Source organism: Streptomyces sp. M-16, assembly GCF_052114405.1.
Classification (GTDB): domain Bacteria; phylum Actinomycetota; class Actinomycetes; order Streptomycetales; family Streptomycetaceae; genus Streptomyces.
Genome location: NZ_JBFRER010000061.1, coordinates 13578 through 35537, shown reverse-complemented (window position 1 = coordinate 35537; position 21960 = coordinate 13578). Strand labels below are relative to the sequence as shown.

18 protein-coding genes are annotated in these 21960 nt (G+C 73.0%); 10 read left to right on the top strand and 8 right to left on the bottom strand.

The features are described 5' to 3' along the window. Nucleotides 1-127 precede the first annotated feature (127 nt). Complete coding sequence (gene uvrA / locus AB4039_RS25465) at nt 128-3166, bottom strand: excinuclease ABC subunit UvrA (protein WP_266838420.1); 3039 nt, start codon at nt 3164-3166, stop codon at nt 128-130. Nucleotides 3167-3354: 188 nt separating this feature from the next. Here uvrA and AB4039_RS25460 point away from each other — a divergent pair, with 188 nt between their 5' ends. The 3 genes from AB4039_RS25460 (at nt 3355) to AB4039_RS25450 (ending at nt 6223) form a co-directional block, all read left to right on the top strand. After that, nucleotides 3355-4047 carry a maleylpyruvate isomerase family mycothiol-dependent enzyme gene (locus AB4039_RS25460; protein WP_266838421.1) on the top strand — a complete coding sequence of 231 codons (693 nt, stop codon included), beginning with the start codon at nt 3355-3357 and terminating at the stop codon, nt 4045-4047. 26 nt (nt 4048-4073) lie between these two features. Further along, nucleotides 4074-4730 (top strand): MBL fold metallo-hydrolase, encoded by a 657-nt coding sequence (locus tag AB4039_RS25455; protein ID WP_442271911.1) that lies wholly within the window; start codon nt 4074-4076, stop codon nt 4728-4730. A 128-nt stretch (nt 4731-4858) separates the two neighbouring features. Further along, on the top strand, nt 4859-6223 hold the full coding sequence (locus AB4039_RS25450; RefSeq protein ID WP_442271910.1) for an MFS transporter: 1365 nt from the start codon (nt 4859-4861) through the stop codon (nt 6221-6223). Between the two features lie 24 nt (nt 6224-6247). On the opposite strand, the gene AB4039_RS25445 is transcribed toward AB4039_RS25450, so the two are convergent. The 4 genes from AB4039_RS25445 to uvrB form a co-directional block, all read right to left on the bottom strand. After that, nucleotides 6248-7237, bottom strand: coding sequence for a TerC family protein (locus AB4039_RS25445; RefSeq protein WP_442271909.1), 990 nt, complete (start codon nt 7235-7237; stop codon nt 6248-6250). A gap of 261 nt (nt 7238-7498) precedes the next feature. Next, nucleotides 7499-9550, bottom strand: a complete 2052-nt coding sequence (locus AB4039_RS25440) for a TerD family protein (RefSeq protein ID WP_442271908.1) — start codon at nt 9548-9550, stop codon at nt 7499-7501. A 57-nt stretch (nt 9551-9607) separates the two neighbouring features. Further along, on the bottom strand, nt 9608-10186 hold the full coding sequence (locus AB4039_RS25435; protein WP_266838425.1) for a TerD family protein: 579 nt from the start codon (nt 10184-10186) through the stop codon (nt 9608-9610). 88 nt (nt 10187-10274) lie between these two features. Next, on the bottom strand, nt 10275-12449 hold the full coding sequence (uvrB, locus tag AB4039_RS25430; RefSeq protein WP_442271907.1) for an excinuclease ABC subunit UvrB: 2175 nt from the start codon (nt 12447-12449) through the stop codon (nt 10275-10277). A gap of 201 nt (nt 12450-12650) precedes the next feature. On the opposite strand from uvrB, the gene AB4039_RS25425 reads away from it, so the two are divergent. The 3 genes from AB4039_RS25425 to AB4039_RS25415 all read left to right on the top strand — a co-directional run bounded on the left by AB4039_RS25425 (nt 12651) and on the right by AB4039_RS25415 (nt 15786). After that, nucleotides 12651-13571 carry a glycerophosphodiester phosphodiesterase family protein gene (locus AB4039_RS25425; protein WP_266838427.1) on the top strand — a complete coding sequence of 307 codons (921 nt, stop codon included), beginning with the start codon at nt 12651-12653 and terminating at the stop codon, nt 13569-13571. 44 nt (nt 13572-13615) lie between these two features. Continuing rightward, nucleotides 13616-14179 carry a methylated-DNA--[protein]-cysteine S-methyltransferase gene (locus tag AB4039_RS25420; protein WP_442271906.1) on the top strand — a complete coding sequence of 188 codons (564 nt, stop codon included), beginning with the start codon at nt 13616-13618 and terminating at the stop codon, nt 14177-14179. A gap of 230 nt (nt 14180-14409) precedes the next feature. Next, nucleotides 14410-15786, top strand: coding sequence for an MFS transporter (locus tag AB4039_RS25415; protein ID WP_442271905.1), 1377 nt, complete (start codon nt 14410-14412; stop codon nt 15784-15786). Here AB4039_RS25415 and AB4039_RS25410 read toward each other — a convergent pair. Continuing rightward, nucleotides 15776-16150, bottom strand: coding sequence for a cupin domain-containing protein (locus tag AB4039_RS25410; protein ID WP_266838429.1), 375 nt, complete (start codon nt 16148-16150; stop codon nt 15776-15778). The genes AB4039_RS25415 and AB4039_RS25410 overlap by 11 nt on opposite strands. A 269-nt stretch (nt 16151-16419) precedes the next feature. Between AB4039_RS25410 and AB4039_RS25405 the strand changes: the two genes are divergently transcribed. Together AB4039_RS25405 and AB4039_RS25400 are read left to right on the top strand one after the other, a co-directional pair. Then, a complete protein-coding gene (locus AB4039_RS25405; RefSeq protein WP_442271904.1) occupies nt 16420-17352 on the top strand; it encodes a pseudouridine-5'-phosphate glycosidase in 933 nt (310 codons plus the stop codon). Further along, nucleotides 17349-18251 (top strand): carbohydrate kinase family protein, encoded by a 903-nt coding sequence (locus tag AB4039_RS25400; RefSeq protein WP_442271903.1) that lies wholly within the window; start codon nt 17349-17351, stop codon nt 18249-18251. Before AB4039_RS25405 ends, AB4039_RS25400 begins: the two co-directional genes overlap by 4 nt. Before the next feature lie 199 nt (nt 18252-18450). Here AB4039_RS25400 and AB4039_RS25395 read toward each other — a convergent pair whose 3' ends face one another. Continuing rightward, nucleotides 18451-19122, bottom strand: coding sequence for a uridine kinase (locus AB4039_RS25395; RefSeq protein WP_442271902.1), 672 nt, complete (start codon nt 19120-19122; stop codon nt 18451-18453). Between the two features lie 92 nt (nt 19123-19214). Here AB4039_RS25395 and AB4039_RS25390 point away from each other — a divergent pair, with 92 nt between their 5' ends. Together AB4039_RS25390 and AB4039_RS25385 are read left to right on the top strand one after the other, a co-directional pair. Further along, nucleotides 19215-20660: a WGR domain-containing protein gene (locus AB4039_RS25390; RefSeq protein WP_266838433.1), complete on the top strand. Its 1446-nt coding sequence runs from the start codon at nt 19215-19217 to the stop codon at nt 20658-20660. Nucleotides 20661-20837: 177 nt separating this feature from the next. Next, nucleotides 20838-21491, top strand: coding sequence for a DUF2293 domain-containing protein (locus AB4039_RS25385; protein ID WP_266838434.1), 654 nt, complete (start codon nt 20838-20840; stop codon nt 21489-21491). Nucleotides 21492-21498: 7 nt separating this feature from the next. Here AB4039_RS25385 and AB4039_RS25380 read toward each other — a convergent pair whose 3' ends face one another. After that, entirely contained in the window at nt 21499-21927 is a 429-nt protein-coding gene (locus tag AB4039_RS25380; RefSeq protein ID WP_266838435.1) for a MarR family transcriptional regulator, read from the bottom strand. Nucleotides 21928-21960: the final 33 nt, after the last annotated feature.

The following is a 21960-nucleotide window of genomic DNA, read 5'->3' as shown; positions in this document are numbered from 1 at the left end:
CCGGCGGGCCGGCCCGGCATCCGGCAGCGCCGCCGGGGCCGACCCGCTCGGGGGAGGGGTCGGCCCCGGCCGCCGTGCGGGGGGGTGCCCCCACAGGGCGGCCTTCCGCCGTTGCCCGGTACGGCGGCTACGCCTTGCGGGCGCGCGTCGCCTTCTTCGCCGGGGCCGCCTTCTTGGCAGCGGCCGTCTTCGTCCCGGCGGCCGTCTTCTTCGCGGCGGCCGTCTTCGTCCCGGCGGCGGCCGTCTTCTTCGCGGCGACGGCCTTCTTCGCGGGCGCCGCCTTCTTCGCCGTCCGCGCCGGCGGCTCGGCCGCGTCCGAGACCCGGTCCGCTCCGAGGATGTCCCGCAGGAACTTGCCCGTGTGGCTCGCGCCCACGGACGCCACCTGCTCCGGGGTGCCCTCGGCGACGACGAGCCCGCCGCCGTAGCCACCCTCCGGGCCCATGTCGACGACCCAGTCCGCGGTCTTGATGACGTCCAGGTTGTGCTCGATGACGATCACCGAGTTGCCCTTGTCCACCAGTCCCGACAGCACCTTGATGAGCTTGCTGATGTCCTCGAAGTGCAGACCGGTCGTCGGCTCGTCCAGGACGTACACCGTCCGGCCCGTCGACCGCTTCTGCAGCTCCGACGCCAGCTTCACGCGCTGCGCCTCGCCGCCCGACAGGGTCGGCGCGGACTGGCCGAGCCGGACGTAGCCCAGACCCACCTCGTTCAGCGTGCGCAGGTGCCGCGCGATCGTCGGCACGGCCTCGAAGAAGTCCAGCGCCTCCTCGATCGGCATGTTCAGGACTTCCGCGATGGATTTGCCCTTGTAGTGGACCTCCAGCGTCTCCCGGTTGTAGCGGTCGCCGTGGCAGACCTCGCAGGGGACGTAGACGTCCGGCAGGAAGTTCATCTCGATCTTGATCGTGCCGTCACCGGAGCAGTTCTCGCACCGGCCGCCCTTGACGTTGAAGGAGAAGCGGCCCGGCAGGTAGCCGCGCACCTTCGCCTCCATCGTCTCCGCGAAGAGCTTGCGCACGTGGTCGAAGACGCCCGTGTACGTCGCCGGGTTGGACCGCGGGGTGCGGCCGATCGGCGACTGGTCCACGTGCACGACCTTGTCGACGAGGTCGTCGCCGTCCACCCGCGTGTGCCGGCCGGGGACCGACCGGGCGCCGTTGAGCTCGCGGGCCAGGTGCGTGTACAGGATGTCGTTGACCAGCGTCGACTTGCCGGAGCCCGATACGCCCGTCACCGCGGTGAGCACGCCCAGCGGGAAGGACACGTCGATGTCCCGCAGGTTGTTCTCCTTGGCGCCGTGCACGGTGAGCCTGCGCTCCCCGTTGACGGGACGGCGGATGTCCGGGACCGGGATGGACCGCTTGCCCGACAGGTACTGCCCGGTCATCGACTCGGAGTTCTTCAGCAGCTCCTTGAGCGAACCGCTGTGGACCACCTTGCCGCCGTGCTCGCCGGCGCCGGGGCCGATGTCGACGACCCAGTCGGCCACCTTGATGGTGTCCTCGTCGTGCTCGACGACGATCAGGGTGTTGCCCATGTCCCGCAGCCGCACCAGCGTCTCGATCAGCCGGTGGTTGTCCCGCTGGTGCAGGCCGATGGACGGCTCGTCGAGTACGTAGAGCACGCCGACGAGGCCGGATCCGATCTGCGTCGCCAGGCGGATGCGCTGGGCCTCACCACCCGAGAGGGTGCCGGCGGCGCGGTTCAGCGACAGGTAGTCCAGGCCGACGTCGACGAGGAAGCGGAGCCGCTCGTTGACCTCCTTGAGGACCCGCTCGGCGATCTTCCGGTCGCGGGCGTCGAGGGTCAGCCGCCCCAGGAAGTCCGCGCATTCGCTGATCGACATGGCGGCGACCTCGGCGATGGACCGCTCCATCACCGTCACCGCGAGGACGATCGGCTTGAGCCTGGTCCCGTCGCAGGTCGGGCAGGGCACCTCGCGCATGTAGCCCTCGAAGCGCTCGCGGCTGGCGTCGCTCTCGGACTCCGCGTGCCGGCGCTTGACGAAGGGAACGGCCCCCTCGAAGGCGGTGGTGTACGCGCGCTCGCGCCCGTAGCGGTTGCGGTAGCGGACCTCGATCTGCGTCTTGTGCCCGTACAGCAGGGCCTTCCTGGCGCGCAGCGGCAGCCCGGCCCACGCGATGTCCGTACGGAAGCCCAGCTCCTGCGCGAGCGCGCCGACGAGCCGCTGGAAGTAGTCCCTGGTGTGACCGAGCGACCAGGGCGAGACGGCACCCTCGTCCAGGGACTTGTCCTCGTCCGGGACGATCAGCTCCGGGTCCACCTCCATGCGCGTGCCGATGCCGGTGCACTCGGGGCAGGCGCCGAAGGGGGAGTTGAAGGAGAAGGAGCGGGGCTCCAGCTCCTCGAAGGAGAGGTCGTCGTAGGGGCAGTAGAGGTGCTCGGAGTACATCCGCTCACGCTCGGGGTCGTCCTCGGCGAGGTCGACGAAGTCCAGGATGACCATGCCGCCGGAGAGGCCCAGCGCGGTCTCGACGGAGTCGGTGAGCCGGCGCTTGGCGCTGTCCTTGACGGTGAGGCGGTCGATGACCACCTCGATGGTGTGCTTCTCCTGCTTCTTCAGCGTGGGGGGCTCGGAGAGCTGGATGGTCTGGCCGTCCACCCGGGCCCGGCTGTAGCCCTTGGTCTGGAGGTCCGCGAAGAGGTCGACGAACTCGCCCTTGCGTTCGCGCACCAGCGGCGACAGCACCTGGAACCGGCTGCCCTCGGGCAGGGCGAGGACCTTGTCGACGATCGCCTGCGGCGACTGCCGGGAGATCGGACGACGGCACTCGGGACAGTGCGGCTTGCCGATGCGCGCGAAGAGCAGGCGGAGGTAGTCGTAGACCTCGGTGATGGTGCCGACGGTGGAGCGGGGGTTGCGCGAGGTCGACTTCTGGTCGATCGAGACGGCCGGGGAGAGGCCCTCGATGAAGTCGACGTCGGGCTTGTCCATCTGCCCCAGGAACTGGCGGGCGTAGGAGGACAGCGACTCGACGTAGCGGCGCTGGCCCTCGGCGAAGATCGTGTCGAAGGCCAGGGAGGACTTGCCCGAGCCGGAGAGTCCGGTGAAGACGATGAGGGAATCGCGGGGCAGGTCGAGCGAGACGTTCTTCAGGTTGTGCTCGCGAGCGCCACGAACGATGAGACGGTCGGTCACGCCGGTCCGCACCTTTCTTGAGAGAAGCGGGGGCACGGGCCCCGGCTATCCAGGGTATGGGGGGCGCCTCTGCGACGGAGTGGGTCTGGACTTCCGAGCGTATAGCACGCACATTCGATTTACGGCACTCCCGAGACCCCTTCACCCGATCGTGTGGCGCGGGCCCCCGGGCCACTAGGCTCGGTCGCATGACTGATCATGTGCACGACCTGCGATCTGTACGTGAAGCCACGGACCGGCTGCTGAACGCGGTCGCGAAACTGGACAACGCCGCCCTCGCCGAGGAGTCACACCTCCCCGGCTGGACCCGTGGCCACATCCTGGCCCACCTCGCACGCAACGCGGACGCCCTCGTGAACGTCTTCGAGGGCCGCCCCATGTACGAGAGCGGCACCGCCCGCGACGCGGACATCGAGCGCGACGCCGGCAGGCCCCTGGAAGAACACCTCACGGACCTCCGTGATTCCGGCGCCCGCTTCCTGGCCACGACCGAGCCCGCCCAGGACTGGTCGCGCACGGTCGAGCTGCGCAACGGCGTCACCGACCTCGCCTCCAACGTGCCGTTCCGCCGCCTCGTGGAGGTCGAGCTGCACCACGTCGACCTGAACATCGGCTACGAGCTGCACGACCTCTCCGACGAGTTCACCGAACGGGAGATCGCCTTCCTCGCGGACCGCTGGTCCGGCCGCCCGGAGGTCCCGCCGGTGACCCTGGAGGCCGCGCCCGGCGCGGTCTGGCACACCGGCGGCACGGAGGGCACCCCGGTGACCCTCTCCGGCCCCACGGACGAGCTGCTCGGCTGGCTCGCCGGCCGCGGCCTGCGCGGCGCCCACCTCTCCGTCGAGGCCGGCGACGGCCTGCCCGAGCTCCCCCCGCTCTAGGACCGCACACCCTTAGGATCAACGACATGACGTACAGCGGAGCGGTGAAGGTCGGCGGCCCTGCCGACGTGCACGAACTCGCGGACCTGATGATCTCCAAGGTCGCCGTGGGCCCCATGAACAACAACGCGTACCTGCTGCGCTGCCGGGCCACCGGCGAGCAGCTGCTGATCGACGCGGCCGCCGAGGCGGACACGCTGATCAACCTGATCGGCGACGRCGGCATCGCGTCCGTCGTCACCACCCACCGGCACGGCGACCACTGGGGCGCCCTCGCGGAGGTCGTGGAGGCCACCGGAGCGCGGACGTACGCGGGCGCCTTCGACGCGGAGGGCATCCCCGTCGCCACGGACGTCCCGGTCCGGGACGGCGACAAGATCACGGTCGGCCGGGTCGAGCTGACCGCGCGCCACCTGGTCGGCCACACCCCCGGCTCGATCGCGCTGATCTACGACGACCCGCACGGCCACCCGCACGTGTTCACCGGCGACTGCCTCTTCCCGGGCGGCGTCGGCAACACCCACGACGACCCGAAGGCCTTCACCAGCCTCCTCGACGACGTCGAGCACAAGCTCTTCGAGCAGCTGCCGGACGAGACCTGGGTCTACCCGGGGCACGGCAACGACACCACCCTCGGCACCGAGCGCCCGCACCTGGCGGAGTGGCGCGAACGCGGCTGGTGATCCGGCTCGACACCGGGCTCGACACCGGGGTCAACAGCGGGGTCAACACCGGCCGGACGTGCACTCCTTCCGGTCGATGATCACCGAACGCCTGTCCCGAGGGGGCGGGGCGGGGTAGTTGCTGCACCATGCAACAACACCCCGCCCCCTCCCCCGGCTCCTCCCCCTCGATGGTGCGGATCGCCTCGGCCTCGCTCGCCGGCACCGCCATCGAGTTCTACGACTTCTTCGCCTACGGCACGGCCGCCGCCCTGGTCCTCGGCCCGCTGTTCTTCCCCGCCTTCTCCCCGCTGGCCGCCACCCTCGCCGCCTTCGGCACCTTCGGCATCGGCTTCCTCGCCCGCCCCCTCGGCTCCGTCGTCTTCGGCCACATCGGCGACCGCTACGGGCGCCGGCCGGTGCTGCTCGGCTCGCTGCTGCTCACCGGCGTCGCCACGGTTGCCGTCGGCTGCGTGCCCCCGTACGCCTCCATCGGCATCGCCGCACCCGCGCTGCTGCTCCTGCTGCGCTTCCTGCAGGGACTCGGACTCGGCGGCGAGTGGGGCGGGGCGGTCCTGCTGACCGCCGAACACGCCCCGGAGCGGCGGCGCGGCTTGTGGTCGAGCTTCCCCCAGACGGGGCCGCCGGTCGGCTTCCTGCTGGCCAACGGCCTGATGCTGGCGCTGTCGGCGGCCCTGACCGACGCGCAGTTCAGCGCCTGGGGCTGGCGGGTGCCGTTCTGGGGCGCGGGGCTGCTGGCCCTGGCGGGGCTGTGGCTGCGGCGGTCCGTCGAGGAGACCCCGGAGTTCCGGGCGCTCACCGAGACGGGCCGGCGGGCCGAGGCCCCGCTGACCGAGGTCGTGCGCGGCCACTGGCGGCTGCTGCTGCTGACCGGCGGGGCGATGGCGTTCGGGTACGCCGTCTTCTACGCGGTCACCACCTGGTCCCTCTCGTACGCGACCGGGCACCTGCGCGTGGACCGCACCGTGATGCTGGCCTGCGTGATGGCGGCCGTCCTGGTCCAGGGCCTGGCCACCCCGCTGCTCGCGGTGCTCGGCGACCGCTGGGGGCGGCGTCCGCTGTGTCTGGCCGGCAGCGCGGTCTGCGCGGTGTGGATGTTCCCGTTCACGGCCCTGCTGCGCTCCGGGGACCCGCTGCTGATCACGCTGGGCTGCGTGGTGGCGCTGTCCGGGATGATCATGGCCTTCTCGGTGGTGGGCGCGTACCTGCCCGAGCTGTACGCCCCGCGGATCCGCTGCACCGGCGCGGCCGTCGGCTACAACCTGGGCGGGGTGCTGGGCGGGGCGCTGACGCCCGTCGCGGCGACGGCCCTGGCGCAGGGCTCGGGGCCGCCCTGGGGCGTCGCGGTGTACCTGACGCTGGTCTGCCTGGCGAGCCTGGCCTGCTTCGCACTGCTCCCGGAGACGAACCCCGCGGTGGTCCGGACCGGCGCGGGTCCGGGCCTGGGCGCGGACACGGGAACGGGGGCGGCCGAAGCGGCCGCCCCCGTCTAGGTGGTCCCTGTCGGGGCGCCGGCGCTAGGCGTCGACGCTCCGGGTCTGCGGGTCGGCGGCGGCTTCGGCCGCCGCCTGCTTCTTCGAGGCCACCAGGCTGGTGATGGTGGTGATCACCAGGACACCGCAGATGACGCCGAGGGAGACCGGGACGGAGATCTGCGGGACGTGCACCCCGGACTCGTGCAGGGCGTGCAGCACCAGCTTGACACCGATGAAGCCGAGGATGACGGACAGGCCGTAGCTGAGGTGGACCAGCTTCTTGAGCAGGCCGCCGATCAGGAAGTACAGCTGGCGCAGACCCATCAGGGCGAAGGCGTTGGCGGTGAAGACGATGTACGGGTCCTGGGTGAGGCCGAAGATCGCGGGGATCGAGTCCAGGGCGAAGAGGACGTCGGTGGTGCCGATGGCGAGCATGACGACCATCAGCGGGGTCAGGATCCGCTTGCCGTTCTCACGGATGAAGAGCTTGGTGCCGTGGTAGCGGTCGGCGACGCCGAACCTGCCCTCGATCGACTTGAGGAGGCGGTTCTCCTCGAACTCCTCTTCCTCCTCGTCCTTGCGGGCCTCCTGGATCAGCTTCCAGGCGGTGTAGATGAGGAACGCGCCGAAGATGTAGAAGACCCACGCGAAGCTGGTGATGATCGCGGCGCCGGCGGCGATGAACACCGCGCGCAGGACCAGGGCGATCAGTACGCCGACGAGCAGGACGCGCTGCTGGAGGTGGGAGGGCACCGAGAACTTCGCCATGATCAGGACGAAGACGAAGAGGTTGTCCACGCTCAGGGACTTCTCGGTGATGAAGCCGGCGAAGAACTCCTGGGAGGCCTGGCCGTTGCCGAAGAGGAACAGCCCCAGGCCGAAGAGGGCCGCCAGGACGATCCAGACGACCGTCCAGATGCCCGCCTCCTTGACGGAAACGTCGTGCGGTTTGCGGCCGATGAAGAAATCGGCGCCGATCAGGATGCCCAGACCGACGATGGTCAGCACCCATAGGGTCAACGAAACGTCCACGGTATTCACGCCTCCGGCGGATGGCTCAGCACAGGGTCAGCGTCATCGCTGCCGGAGGTCTCTTCCACCCGGGCGGCCCGGTGGCCGCGGGGCCGGCGCCCCGGGACCGACTGCGTTCACACGACCGCAGTGGTCCGTATTGACGGGTACGCCGCGCAGGAAATAGCAGGAATACTCCCCTCCGCAGATGCCAGGGTACCCGCGGAAGGGGTCAAAGGTAAAGGGAAGGCCAAGGAGTGGTCAGCCGCCGGTCATGGCCGCTCACCGCCGGGCGGACCTCCGGTCCTGCGCGATCCGCTCCAGCGTCTGCTCCAGGACCCGGCTGCCCCGCGGCGGCAGGTCCGGCTCGAAGGTCCAGGCGTGCTGCACCCAGGGGTCGGCGAGGTGGTGGTCCGGCACCGGCGAGAGCCGCATCAGCGAGCGCCACAGCGGATCCAGCAGCGGCCCGTAGGCGGAGGCCTCGTCGCGGTCCGCGACCATCAGTAGGTGCACGCCGACCGCCGGGCCCTCGTCGGCCAGGTAGCGCAGCCGGGTGACGGCGCGGTCGTCGAAGCCGTGCGGGAAGTCGTGCACGACCAGCAGCTGCTCGGCCCCGTCCACGTCCGGCGGCAGGTCCTCCGGAGCCCCCGCGCGCAGCGCCATCTGTACGAGGTCCACCCGGCGGGTCAGCCGCTCCAGGGTCCGGGTGACCCCCTCGGCCCCCGCGGCCGGCGGCGCCGCCAGCACCCCGGCGCGCACCAGCGGCGCCAGGGAGGCGGCGCCCGCCCCGGCCGCGTCGACGACGTGGACTGAGAGGGCGTGGGCGGGGTGGACCGCGAGCAGCCGCACGGCGTGCGCGACGGCCATGTCCATGGCGGCGCGGCGCAGCCGGTCGGTGTCCATGGTCATGGCCGCCTCGGAGCCGGTGCGGCCGTTGTCGATCCACAGGCCGCGTTCCAGCGGGACCCGCATCAGCATGGGGATCCGCAGCTCCGGCCGCTCGGGCAGGCTCAGGTCGCCCAGGCGCAGCGCCAGCGGGGCCTCGGCGGGCGTGCTCCGGCCGTGCCAGACGGGAGCGGACCAGCGGGCGTAGGCGGGCGGCAGCGCGGGCTCCACCACCTCGGCCTCGGCGGTGAGCTGGGCCAGGTCGCGGTCGAGGACGGCGCGGGCCCGGGCCACGAGGTCGTCGCGGCGGGCCCGGGCGGTGTCGCGGGCGGCGTTCCCGGAGCCGTCGAGCCGGCCCCGGGGGTCGGACAGTGCCTCGTCGAGCTCCCGGTCGAGGCGGGAGTCGGCGAAGTCGACGGCGCCGCGGTAGGCGGCCACGGTGCGGGCCAGGTCCTCGAACATGCCCCAGACCTGGTTGTAGAGGCGCTCGTCCATGGACCAGCCGCCGGCGTCCCCGGCGACGGGACGCGGGGGCTGCCCCGGGGAGGCGGCGGGTTCGGGGCGGGGGGCCGGCTCGGGGGCTTCGGCGCTGGTGCGGCGACGGCGCGGGTGGGCGTAGTCGATGGTCGGCGGGCCCCCGGCGGCCGCGGCTCCGGCGCTCGCCCCGGTCGGGCCGCCGGCGGTGTCCGCGCCGGACGGTCCGGAAGACGGGACCGGACCGGGCGCGAGCGGACCGGGCGTGCCCGCGTAGGGGGTGCCGGAGACCGGGAGCGGGTCCGGCGGCTCCGGGGCCGGTGCGGCGGGGCCCCCGGGGGCGCCCGGCGCCGCGTCCTGCGGGGTGCGCAGCCCGTGCGGGACGGTCGGCGCGGCCCCGGTCGGCAGGGTGGCCAGGGTGATGTCCCCGGAGGCCGTCAGGCCCAGGGCGGCGGCCGTCAGCTCGTCGGCGGCCGGGCCGGTCAGGCCGGCGTCGGCCAGGAGCGCGCCGAGGCCTCCGGCGTAGCCCTGGCCCACGGCCCGGACCTTCCAGGCGCCCTGGCGCCGGTACAGCTCCAGGGCCACGACGGCGCTCTCGGAGTCGAGGCCGGTGACGGTGTACGCCGCGAGCTCGGCGCCCTCCGGCTCGGCCACGGCCGCGTGCGGGGCGGCGACCGCGCCGAAGCGCGCCGGCCCGCCGGGCGGCAGCACCAGCAGCACCCGGACCCGGTGGACGGCCGCCCCGACCGCGTCGAGGTCGACGGTGAACCGGTGGCGGTCGCCGACCCGGTCCGGGACCTCCAGGCCCGGCAGGACCCGGGCCCCGGGATGCGCCAGGGCCCCGGGGCCGGCCGGCCGGCCCGCCTCGTCGCCGGTGACGGCCAGGGCCAGCACGGCCGTGCCGGCCGAGACCCGGATCTCCACCCGATTGCGGGACAGGGGGTGGTTCTGCCCCCGGACCAGTTCGGCCGTCATCGTGCAGCCCTCCCCCGTGCCTTCTTCTCTTGTCCGTGGTGCTCTTGCCCGGTACCGCTACAGGTGCGGCAGGATCGCCGGCATCAGGTCCTGGAAGGTCCGGCCGTTGGCCGGGTTGCCGAGGGCCGTCATCTTCCAGCCGGAGCCCTCGCGGGACACCTTCGCCATGATCTGCGCCGTGTACTGGCCGCCGCCGTCGAGGGTGTAGCGGGCCAGCTCCTGGCCGTTGGTCTCGTCGACGATGCGGCAGAAGGCGTTCTGCACTTCCTGGAAGGTCTGGCCGGTGAAGGAGTTCACCGTGAAGACGATCTGGTCGATGTGCACGGGCACGCGCTGGAGGTCGACGAGGATGGCCTCGTCGTCCCCGCCCTGGCCGGCACCGCCGACGAGGTTGTCGCCGGTGTGGCGCACCGAGCCGTCGTCGCTCTGCAGGTGCCGGAAGAACACCACGTCCACGGGCTGCTTGTCGGCGAAGAGCACCGCCGAGGCGTCCAGGTCGATCTCCCGGGTCCGCGAGCCGAACAGGCCCCGACGCTTGGCCGCCTGCCAGCCGAGGCCCATCCGGACCGCGGTCAGCGTGCCGCCGTCCGTCTTCTGCAGACTGATGGCCTGACCCTTGGTCATGTTGACCGTCACGCGCTGTCCCCTCTCCATAGCCCGCCCGACCGACGGGCGCGCAGCGTGTAACTGCGGCTGTCTCCCAACCCTACTGACCGCCCCGGGGTCAGGCGAGACCCGCTTCCTTCATCTGCCGGAGCTCCTTCTTGAGCTCGCCCACCTCGTCCCGGATCCGGGCCGCGACCTCGAACTGGAGCTCGGCCGCGGCGCCGCGCATCCGCTCGGTCATCTGCTCGATCAGCGCGGCCAGTTCGGCGGCGGGCCGGTCCGTGAGCACCTCGGCCGCCTGCGCGCCCTTCGCCCCCTTGGCGCCCTTGCCCGCCTTGCCCGCCTTGCCCCCGGTGACGGCCGCGGCCGCCCTGGCGCCGAGCACCGGCACCGGCGCCTTGGCGCCCTTGCCGTCCTTGGCCTGCCGGTAGCCGGTGCCGAGCAGTTCCTCGGTGTCCAGCTCCTCGCGGGCGATGGTGGCGACGATGTCATTGATCTTCTTGCGCAGCGGCTGCGGGTCGATGCCGTTCGCCGTGTTGTAGGCGATCTGCTTCTCGCGGCGCCGGTTCGTCTCGTCGATGGCCTTCTCCATCGCCGGGGTCATCTTGTCCGCGTACATGTGGACCTGGCCCGAGACGTTGCGCGCGGCGCGGCCGATGGTCTGGATGAGGGAGGTCCCCGAGCGCAGGAACCCCTCCTTGTCGGCGTCGAGGATCGCCACGAGCGAGACCTCGGGCAGGTCGAGGCCCTCGCGCAGCAGGTTGATGCCGACCAGGACGTCGTACTCGCCGGCCCGCAGCTCGCGCAGCAGCTCGATGCGGCGCAGGGTGTCGACGTCGCTGTGCAGGTAGCGGACCTGGATGCCGAGCTCCAGGAAGTAGTCGGTGAGGTCCTCGGCCATCTTCTTGGTGAGGGTGGTGACCAGGACGCGTTCGTCCTTCTCCACGCGCCGGCGGATCTCGTGGACCAGATCGTCGATCTGCCCCTCGGTGGGCTTGACCACGACCTCGGGGTCCACCAGACCGGTGGGGCGGATGATCTGCTCGACGAACCCGTCGCCGCGGGAGAGCTCGTACTTGCCCGGGGTGGCGGACAGGTAGACCGTCTGGCCGATCCGCTCCTGGAACTCCTCCCACTTCAGCGGCCGGTTGTCGAGCGCGGACGGCAGCCGGAAGCCGTGGTCGACCAGGGTCCGCTTGCGCGAGGCGTCGCCCTCGTACATGGCGCCGATCTGGGGCACGGTGACGTGCGACTCGTCGATGACGAGGAGGAAGTCCTCGGGGAAGTAGTCGATGAGGGTGTTCGGCGCGGAGCCGCGCTCGCGGTCGTCCATGTGCAGCGAGTAGTTCTCGATGCCGGAGCAGGACCCGATCTGGCGCATCATCTCCAGGTCGTAGGTGGTGCGCATGCGCAGCCGCTGAGCCTCCAGCATCTTGCCCTGCTTCTCCAGCTCGGCGAGGCGCTCGGCGAGCTCCGCCTCGATGCCGGTGATCGCCTTCTCCATGCGCTCGGGTCCGGCGACGTAGTGGCTGGCGGGGAAGACGTAGAGCTCCCGGTCCTCGCTGATGACCTCGCCGGTCAGCGGGTGCAGGGTGGACAGGGCCTCGATCTCGTCGCCGAACATCTCGATGCGGACGGCGAGTTCCTCGTAGACCGGGAAGATCTCGATGGTGTCGCCGCGCACCCGGAAGGTGCCGCGGGTGAAGGCCACGTCGTTGCGCGTGTACTGGATGTCGACGAAGCGGCGCAGCAGCTGGTCCCGGTCCATCTCCTCGCCGACCTTGAGGGGGACCATCCGGTCGACGTACTCCTGCGGGGTACCGAGGCCGTAGATGCAGGACACGGAGGCGACGACGATCACGTCGCGCCGGGTCAGCAGCGAGTTGGTCGCGGAGTGGCGCAGCCGCTCCACCTCCTCGTTGATCGAGGAGTCCTTCTCGATGTAGGTGTCCGACTGCGGTACGTACGCCTCGGGCTGGTAGTAGTCGTAGTACGAGACGAAGTACTCGACGGCGTTGTTCGGCAGGAGCTCGCGGAACTCGTTCGCCAGCTGGGCGGCCAGGGTCTTGTTCGGGGCCATCACCAGGGTGGGGCGCTGGAGCTTCTCGATCATCCAGGCCGTGGTGGCCGACTTGCCCGTGCCGGTCGCACCCAGCAGGACGACATCCTTCTCACCTGCACGGATGCGCTTCTCCAGCTCGGCGATGGCCGCCGGCTGGTCGCCGCTGGGCTGGTAGGGGCTGACGACCTCGAAAGGCGCCACCGTGCGTTCGATCTTCGATACGGGCCGCATGGGTCAACCGTACGGCCCCCCACCGACAGTCAGCGCGGTCTGGTCCGTTTGTCGTAGTTCGGTGGCGGGGCCGTGATCGCCGACCCCATGATCGCCGTGGCACGGCCCTCCGTCCGTGCACGGCGGGCGCCGGCCCGCAACGTCTTGGGCGCCGCGCCCGTTTGAGGCGAGAGCAGGCCTCACGACCCGAGGAGATCGCACATGCACGTCGTCCGACCCGCCGCCGCGGCGGCCGCCGCCTTCCTGGGCCTCGCCCTCGGCCTGCTGGGCGGGACGGCGTCGTCCGCCGCCTCCGGCGCCCCCGGCACGCCCGTCGCCCCGCCCACCGCGCAGAACCGGTTCCTGGGCCCCGTCGTGTACGCCCACCGGGGGGCTTCGGCGTACGCCCCGGAGAACACCGTCGCCTCGATCGACCGGGCCATGTGGATGGGCTTCGCCTGGGTCGAGAACGACGTCCAGCGGACCCGGGACGGCGAGCTCGTGGTGATCCACGACGACACGCTGGCCCGCACGACCGACGTCGAGCAGGTGTTCCCCGGCCGCGAGCCGTGGGCGGTCAAGGACTTCACGGCGGCGGAGATCGCCCGGCTGGACGCGGGCAGCTGGTTCGGCCCGCAGTTCGCGGGCGCCCGGGTACCGACCCTGCGGGAGTACATGGACCGGGTCCAGGACAACCAGCAGCGGCTGCTCCTGGAGATCAAGAAGCCGGAGCTGTACCCGGGGATCGAGGAGCAGACGCTGGAGCTCCTCGACGAGCTGGGCTGGCTCGACGAGCGGCACGTCGCCGAGCGCCTGGTGGTGCAGAGCTTCAGCGCCGACTCCGTACGGACCGTGCACCGGCTGCGGCCCGATCTGATCACGGCCCTCCTGGGCACTCCGAGCGTGGCCGACCTGCCGAAGTACGCCGAGTTCACCGACCGGATCAACCCGCTGCACACCACGATCTCCGCGGACTGGGTGAAGGCCGTGCACGGGCTGCGGGGCGCCCACGGCCATCCCATGGAGGTGGACACCTGGATCGTCAACGACGCGGCCACGGCCCGCAAGGTGCGGGAGATGGGGGTGGACGGGGTCATCACGAACGCGCCCGACGTCGTACGGGAGGCGGTCGGCGGATTCTGACCGGCAGCGGCGGGACGGTCGGCGGGGCGCCGTACCGTGGGGGCGTGGACACCAGCGAGCGGCCCCGCGGACCGCACCTCGAATGGACCGTCGTCCCCAGCGACATCGGCCCCCTCCTCCTGGCCGCGACCCCCGAGGGTCTGGTCCGGGTCGAGTTCCACGCCGCRCCGGAGCGGGTCGACCGGATGATCGGCCAGCTCGTCTCCCGGCTCGGCGCCGACGCCCGGCGGCCGGCGCCGGGCGAGGAGGAGCTGCTGGCCGAGCCGGTGCGCCAGCTCGGCGCGTACTTCGCCGGCACCCTGCGGCGCTTCGAGCTGCCGCTGGACTGGCGGCTCAGCTCCGGCTTCAACCGCCAGGTGCTGCTGGAGCTCGACCGCTCCGTGCCCTACGGATCGGTGGTCGGGTACGGGGAGCTGGCCGCCCGGGTCGGGCAGCCGGGGGCGGCCCAGGCCGTGGGCAACGCCATGGGGTCGAACCCGCTGCCCGTGGTCGTGCCCTGCCACCGGGTCGTGGAGAACGACGGGGGCATCGGGGGCTTCGGCGGCGGCGTGGAGACCAAGCGGATCCTGCTCGCCCTGGAGGGGGTCCTCCCCCAGCCCCTGTTCTGACACCCCTCCCGGGAGCCCGGGCCCCTGTCCCGCCCCCTCCCCGACCCACTCTTCCGCTCCCGTTCTGACCTGCGCGTTCCGCCGGGCCCCGCGCCCGCATACCCGGTTCCCCCGGGGGGTGGCGGGTGGGACACTGCGGCGGTGACCCCTCCTGCCGCCGCAACCGGCCCCTTCGCGCACGTGCCCGCCCCGGTGCCGCCCACCGCGTACCCGCGAGGGGGGTGTCGGGCGTGACCACCTCCCCCGGGACGACCCCCGGGCGCGGAGCACCGGACGCCTCCCCCGCGACCCCCGGCGCCTCCCCCGTGTCCCGCGCCGCCGGGCCGGGGCACGGCGGGCCGGTCGACGCCGCCGACCTGCCCCGGCTGCAGCGCCGGATCTCCGGGGTACTGATCGCCGCCCAGATGCTGGGTGGCCTGGGCGTGCCCATCAGCATCGCCCTGGCCCCCGTGCTGGCCACCGAGATCAGCGGCACCGAGGCCATGTCCGGCTTCGCCTCCACCGCCGCGGTGATCGGCACCGCGCTGGTCTCGCTCCCGCTCGCCGCCCTGATGACCGCGCGCGGACGCCGCCCCGGGCTGGTGGTCGCCTACGCGATCGGCACCCTCGGGGCGGCCCTCGTCGTCCTGGCCGCCTCCGTCAAGAGCTTCCCGCTGCTCATGCTCGGCATGGCCGCCTTCGGCGCCGCGTCCTCCGCCAACCTCCAGGCCCGCTTCGCCGCCGCCGACCTCGCACCGCCCGACCGGCGGGCCCGCGCCATCTCCGTGGTCGTCTGGGCCTCCACCGTCGGCGCGGTGCTCGGCCCCAACCTCTCCGCCCCCGCCAGCGACAGCTTCGCCGGAACCTCCATACCCCAGACGGCGGGTCCCTTCGTCTGGGCCGGCGCCGTCTTCGTCCTCACCGGCACGCTGATCGCCGTGTTCCTGCGGCCGGACCCGCTGCTGACGGCACGGGCGCTGGCCGGCCCCGATGAGCAGTCCCGTCAGAGCCGCTCGCTGCGCGCCGGGTTCAGCGCCGTCCGGGCCTCCCCGCGCGCCCGCCTCGCGCTGCTCACCGTCGCCGTGGCCCACACCACCATGGTCTCGATCATGGTGATGACCCCCGTCGATCTCGGTCACCACGGCGCCGGCCTCAAGCTGGTCGGCCTGGTCATCAGCGGGCACATCGCCGGCATGTTCGCCTTCTCGCCCGTCATGGGGTGGCTCGCCGACCGGCTCGGCCGGCTCTCCGTGATCGGACTGGCCGCCGGACTGCTCTCGCTCGCCGCGCTGCTCGCCGGCACCGCCGGAGGCAACCACGCCCAGAGCGCGGCCGGCCTCTTCCTGCTGGGCCTCGGGTGGTCCGCCGGGATGGTCTCCGGATCGGCGCTGCTGACCGACTCGGTGCCGCAGCCCGCACGGGCCGCCGTCCAGGGGCTGAGCGACCTGACCATGAACGCTTCCGCCGGGATCGGCGGAGCGGCGGCCGGGCTGGTCATGTCCCAGGCGGGCTACGGCTGGCTCAACGCGATCGGCGCCGCGCTGCTGCTGCCGATGGCGGCGCTCGCCCTGTTCACCGCCCGGCGCCACCCCGTGCGTCCGGCGCCCGCGCAGGGCGTCAGTAGCTGATGTGGTAGGCCTTGCGGAGCGTCTCGTGCACGGTCCAGGTGGTCCTGTCGCCCTCCCGGAGCACGCACGCGGAACCCGGACCGACCTCCAGGGTCGCTCCGCCCTCCACCTCGATCGTGGCCCGGCCGCCGACCACGACGAACAGCTCGTTGGCCTCCGTGTCGGTGACCACGCCCGGGGTGATCTGCCAGATCCCGCGGATCTGCGAGCCGTCCTCGGCCTCCCACAGGACCTTGCCCGTCACCACGGGGGTGCCGGAGACGATCTGTGCCGGGTCGAGGTCCTCGACCTCCAGTGCGGAGTCGGGGACGTCCGCGACGGACACGGCGAAGGAGGCGGGGGCGGTGTGATCACTGGTGCTCATGGCGCGCCAGCCTAATCCGGCCCTCCCGGGGCGGGGGGTGACCAGAGCGTCCAGCGTCGACGCGGCGGACGCGTCACTCCGTCGAGCGGATGTGGCACCCGCCCCTTTTCGGCCAGAGCGGTAGCGCCCTCCCGCGGCCGGGCGGGTACGCGGGGGCACTGCGGGGCGGCGACCGCGCCGTCGCCCGCGGGGCCGCTCCGCGGGACGGGTTCGCGCCGGAGCTCGGACGGCGCGTTTGGGGGCGCGAATCCCGTGCCATGGATGGGGACATGCCACTGCACAGAGCATCCGAGGTCCCGGTCCTGTCGGAAGAGGTGCGCGAGGCGCTCGCCGCGCGCAGGCCCGTCGTCGCACTGGAATCGACGATCATCGCGCACGGGCTGCCGCGCCCCCGCAATCTGGAGGTGGGCCTGGAACTGGAGGCCCTGGTCCGGGCGGAGGGCGCGGTTCCGGCGACGGTCGCGGTCGTGGACGGGGTGGCCCACGCGGGCCTGGACAAGGCCCGTCTGGAGCGGATCGCCGCGGGTGAGGGCGTACGCAAGCTCGGCCACCGGGATCTGGCCCCGGCCCTCGCGACCGGGGCGACCGGCGCGACGACGGTGTCCGCGACGGCCCTGCTGGCCGCGCGGGCGGGGCTGCGGGTGTTCGCCACCGGCGGGCTGGGCGGCGTACACCGCGAGTGGACGCGCTCCCAGGACGAGTCGGCCGATCTCGCGCTGCTCGCGCGGACCCGGATCACGGTGGTGTGCGCGGGGGTGAAGTCGATCCTGGACGTGCCGGCCACCCTCCAGCGGCTGGAGACCCTGGGCGTGGGGATCCTCGGCTACCGGACGCACCGCTTCCCCGGGTTCTACCTGGCCGACTCCGGCGAGCCGGTCGACTGGACGGTGGAGGGGCCCGAGGAGGTGGCGGCGGTGATGGCCGCCCAGGACGCCGTCGGCGGCCCGGATTCGGCGCTGCTGGTGGCCAACCCGGTGGCGGAGGCCGAGCAGTTGGATCCGCGGCTGCACGACCGGGTCCTGGCGGAGGCACTCGCCGAGTGCCGCGAGCGCGGGATCGCGGGGCAGGCGGTGACCCCGTTCCTGCTGGACTTCCTGGTACGGGCGACCGGCGGGGCCTCGCTGGAGGCCAACCTGGCCGCCGTACGGGGCAACGTGCGGCTCGGGGCGAGGATCGCCGGGGCCTGGGCGGCCCGCGCATGACGGCGGCACCGGGGGCGCTGGTGGTCGTCGGCGACGTGGTCACGGACGTGGTGGCGATACATCCGGAGCCTCTGGCTCCGGCCACCGACACCGCCGCCAGGATCCGCACCCTGCCGGGCGGCGCGGGCGCCAACGCGGCCTGCTGGGCGGCCCGCACGGGGACGGCCGAGGTACGCCTCCTCGCGCGGGTGGGCGCCGAATCGGCGCGCTGGCACGAGCGGGCCCTGGTCGACGCGGGGGTGCGGCCGCGGCTGGTGGTGGACCCGACGGAACCGACCGGCACGGTGGTGGCCCTGGTCGGCAAGGACGCGGAGCGGACCTTCCTGACCGACAGCGGGGCCTCGCTGCGGCTGTCCCCCGCCGACTGGGCGCCCGCACTGCTGGACGGCGCCGCGCACCTGCACCTGTCGGGCTACCTCTTCTTCGCGGACAGCAGCCGGGAACTGGCCCTGGTCGCGCTGCGGGCGGCCCGGACGCGGGGCGTCCCGGTCAGCGTGGACCCCGCTTCGGCGGGGTTCCTGGCGGCGCTGGGTCCCGAACGGTTCATGGCCGCCGTGGCGGGGGTCGGCGCGCTCCTGCCGAACGAGGACGAGGCCCGGCTGCTGGCGGGGCTGCCGGAGCCGGCCGGGGTGGCTCGCGCGGCGGAGGAGCTGAGCCGGCGGGTGCCGCTCGTGGTGGTGACCCGGGGCACGGGCGGGGCGCTCGTCGCCGAGGCGGGCCGGATCACCGCGGAGGTCGCGGCGGAGCCCGCCGAGGCGGTGGACACCACCGGTGCCGGCGACGCCTTCACCGGTGGCTTCCTCGCGGCCCGGCTCGCGGGCTCCGACCCGGCGGAAGCGGCCCGGGCGGGCTGCCGCGCGGCGGCCGAGGCGGTCACCCGCATCGGCGGCCGCCCCTGACACCCGGACCGGCCCCGACCTCGGCCGCCCCGGCATCGGCCGGCCTGGCCCTGCTCGGCCCGGCCCCGCGCGGGCCTGCCCCGCGCGGCCTGCCCCGTGCGACCCGGTGCCGCGCGACCCGGCCGTGGTCGACCCTGCCCCCGTGCGACCCTGCCCCGGCCGACCCCGCCCGTCCGGGCAACGCCCCACGGGGCACCGGTCACCCGGTCTCCGCCCGGCCGGRGCACCCGGTCCACGCCGGGTGCCGCGCGTCGTCCGCCCGTACCAGCACGTCGGCGGCCGAGGCCGGCTCCGTCTCGCGGGCGTAGCGGGCGAAGGCGGGCAGGGTCCAGCGCGCGCCCTCCTCCGTACGGCGGGYCAGAGCCCCCGGCGAGAGGCTGATGTGCACGCTGAGGTCGAAGGGGAACCAGTGGCCCAGCAGGAGGGAGCCGTGCACGATCAGGACGCCGTCGGCGGGCAGTTCGACGTAGGGGCTGCGGGTGGCACGGTCGGTCACCGGGTCCCAGAGGTCGGGCAACACCCGTCCGGTGCCGCCGGGATCGGTCGGGCCGAAGACCTCGCGCCACAGCGCGCCGGTGTCGTACCAGCCGCCGAGGTACGCGTCCACGTCCTCCCGCCCGAACTCGAAGCGGAGCGAGGCCGGCCGCAGGAACCCCCCGGCCGCGACCACGAGCACCGAACGGCCGCGCAGCCGCAGCGCGTCGGCGAGCCGGCCCGCGAGCAGCCCGGTGTCGGCGGCGGGCGCGCCGTCGATGCCGACGCGCTGCCAGACCCCGGTCCCGGCGCCGCCGTCAGAGCCCGCACGGGCGTCGTCGAGGTGGCCGGCGAGCCGCTCCGCCATCCGCTGCCAGGTGATCGCTTCGAGCTTCACGAACCCATTGTCAGTGGTGGCCCTTAGCTTTTTTCACGAGGGATCACCGGTGAGAAGGAGCCGTTGGCCCGGCTCGTGGGGAGGGGTCTGTCATGGCTCGGGAGACGACGTACCTGGAGCTGTCCCAGGAGGACGGCGCGGCGCACAAGTTCTACGAGGTGACCGTCGACGGCACCGAGGTATCGGTGCGTTACGGGCGCATCGGCGCGACCGGCCAGTTGCAGGGCTCCTCGTTCCCGACGCCGGACAAGGCCCGCGCCGCGGCCGCCAAGAAGATCGGCGAGAAGGTCCGCAAGGGGTACGCGCCGGCGGTGCGGGGGGCCCGGGCGGCCCGGGCGGTGACCCGTCGGCAGGTCACCTCGGCGCCGTCCACGGCGCGCGCCGTGGCGCCGGTGCTGTGGCGCTTCCGCACCGGTTCCGCGGCCTTCGGCATCCACGTGGACGAGGACCGCTGCTGGGTCGGCAACCAGGCGGGCGACGTCTACACGGTGAGCCACGGCGGTGAGGTGYTGGCCCGCTACTCGCTACCGGACGGAGTGAAGTGCCTGGTCGCGGACGAGTTCTGGATATACGCGGGCTGCGACGACGGCACGGTGTACGACCTGTCCTCCAAGGTGCCGTTCGGGGCGTACGACATCGCGGCGGACGTGGACATCTTCTGGCTCGACATCCGCGAGGGCGTGCTGAACGTCGCGGACCGCAACGGCGGTCTGACGGTCATCGACCACGAGGACGAGTTCCAGTGGTCGCGCAGGTCCTCGGGGTCCAACGCCTGGATGGTCCGGGCCGACGACCGGGCCGTCTACCACGGACACAGCCAGGGGGTGACGGCCTACGCCCCCGACGGCGGTGGCCAGCTGTGGCACACGAACACCAGCGGCTCGGTGCTGTTCGGCTGGCAGGAGCGGGACGCGGTGTACGCGGGGACGGGCCGCAACAGCGTGCAGCGGCTGTCGAAGGCGACGGGCGCGGTGGAGGCCTCGTACCGGTGCGACGCGGCCGTGTACTCCTGCGCGACCTCCCCGGACGGACGGCACGTGTTCGCCGGTGACCTCGCCTCGTCGGTGTACTGCTTCGACGCCGAGGGGAACAGGCTCTGGAAGCTGGGCACGGGCAGCGGTTCGGCCCTGTCCATGCAGTACCTGGACGGGCGGCTCTACCTGGTCACCACGGACGGGTCCCTGGTGTGCGTGGACGCGAGCGAGGCGGCGATCGCGGCGGCCCAGCAGGGTTCCGTCCCGGCGCCTGTGGACGTCAAGTCGGCCGCGGCCCTGCCGGTGTTCACCCCGGCGGCTTCGGCCGCGGCGGTGGCCACGGTCTCGGTGGCCGCGGTCCCGACGGGCACGGTGGTCGTCGAGTGCGTGCAGCAGGGCGGCCGGATGCGCGTGCAGGTGGTGTCCGAGGGCTTCGAGCCCTCCTGGAACGTCCAGTTCCCGCGCGGGATCCGGGAGGCCGGAGCCCGGTACGTGGTGGACGGACTGCACCCGGCGTCCGGGGGCTTCTACCGGGTGCGCGGCGAGATACGCCGCCTGGTCTGAGGACCACGGCGGGGGCGGGCCCGCGGGGCCGTGCCGTGGCGGACGGGGGTCACCACGGCACGGCCCCGCGGGCGTGCGCGCCAGGAGGACCTCACGAGGTCCGGGCCGATGTCACGAAGGGCCGATTGCCTTTCCGGACAAGGTGATATGCGCACCGCCCGGCGGTATCACAACGGCATGAGTCTCGTCGTTTTCGAGTCACTGAAGCAGATCCACTGCGCCGAATGCCGTCGGGGTCCGCTGCGCCGTCTGGTGCGCGAGGCCGGTGTGCCCCGCTGCCTGGACTGTGCCGATCTGGGGCACCTGGTGTACCTGCCGCGGGGCGATGCCGCGCTCACCCGCCGCGCCCGGGAGGCCAGTTCGCTCTCCGCCGTCGTCGTGCGCCGGCACCGGCGCCGACGTCGTTACGAACGCCAGGGCCTGCTGGTCGAGGACGCGGCCCTGGCCCGCGCCGAACGCGCCTGCCTCGCGGACGCCGAGGCCCGGGCCCGCCGCCGGGAGCGCGACCGGGCGCGGCGCGCGGCCGAGGACGTCCGGTTCACGGCGGCGTTCGCCGCCGAGATCCTGCGGCTGTTCCCCGGATGTCCTCCGGAGCGGGCGCGGGCGATCGCCGCCCACGCCTCCGTGCGCGGCAGCGGCCGGGTCGGCCGCACCGCCGCGGGCCGGGCCCTGGACGAGCAGGCGGTGTCGGTGGCGGTACGGGCCGCCGTGCGGCACACCGACACCGAGTACGACGCGTTGCTGATGTCCGGTGTCCCCCGGTTCGCAGCCCGCGCCCGTCTGGCGCCCCGGATCGACGCGGTGCTGGACGGCTGGCGCACGGCCGCCTGACACCGGTTCACGGCAAGGTGACGGCCTGCTCCAGCAGTTGGTGCAGGACCCGCTTCTCCTGCTCGGTGAGCCCGGACAGGGGGGAGTCCACGACGAGGAGTTCGAGCAGGCGCGTCCGCAGCGCGGCGCCCTCGGCCGTGAGGACGAGGTGCTTGGCCCGGCGGTCGGTGGGGTGCGGATGGCGCTCGACCAGGCCCTGCTTCTCCAGCTTGTCGACGACGAAGGTGGTGTTGGAGGGCTCGCAGGTCATGCGTTCGGCCAGCTCCCGCATGGTCATCGGCCCGCTCATCTCGCGCAGTGCGGTCGCCTGGGCCGCGGTGAGGCCCAGGGTTGCGGCGCGCACCCGTACGTGGTCGGTGATCCGCTGGGCCAGTCCGTTCACCAGACCGCACAGCTGTCGCTCGGCGATGGGCTGTGGATCGGGTGACGTCGTCATGCCGCCAGCCTATCAAACCCGTCAAGCTTAAAT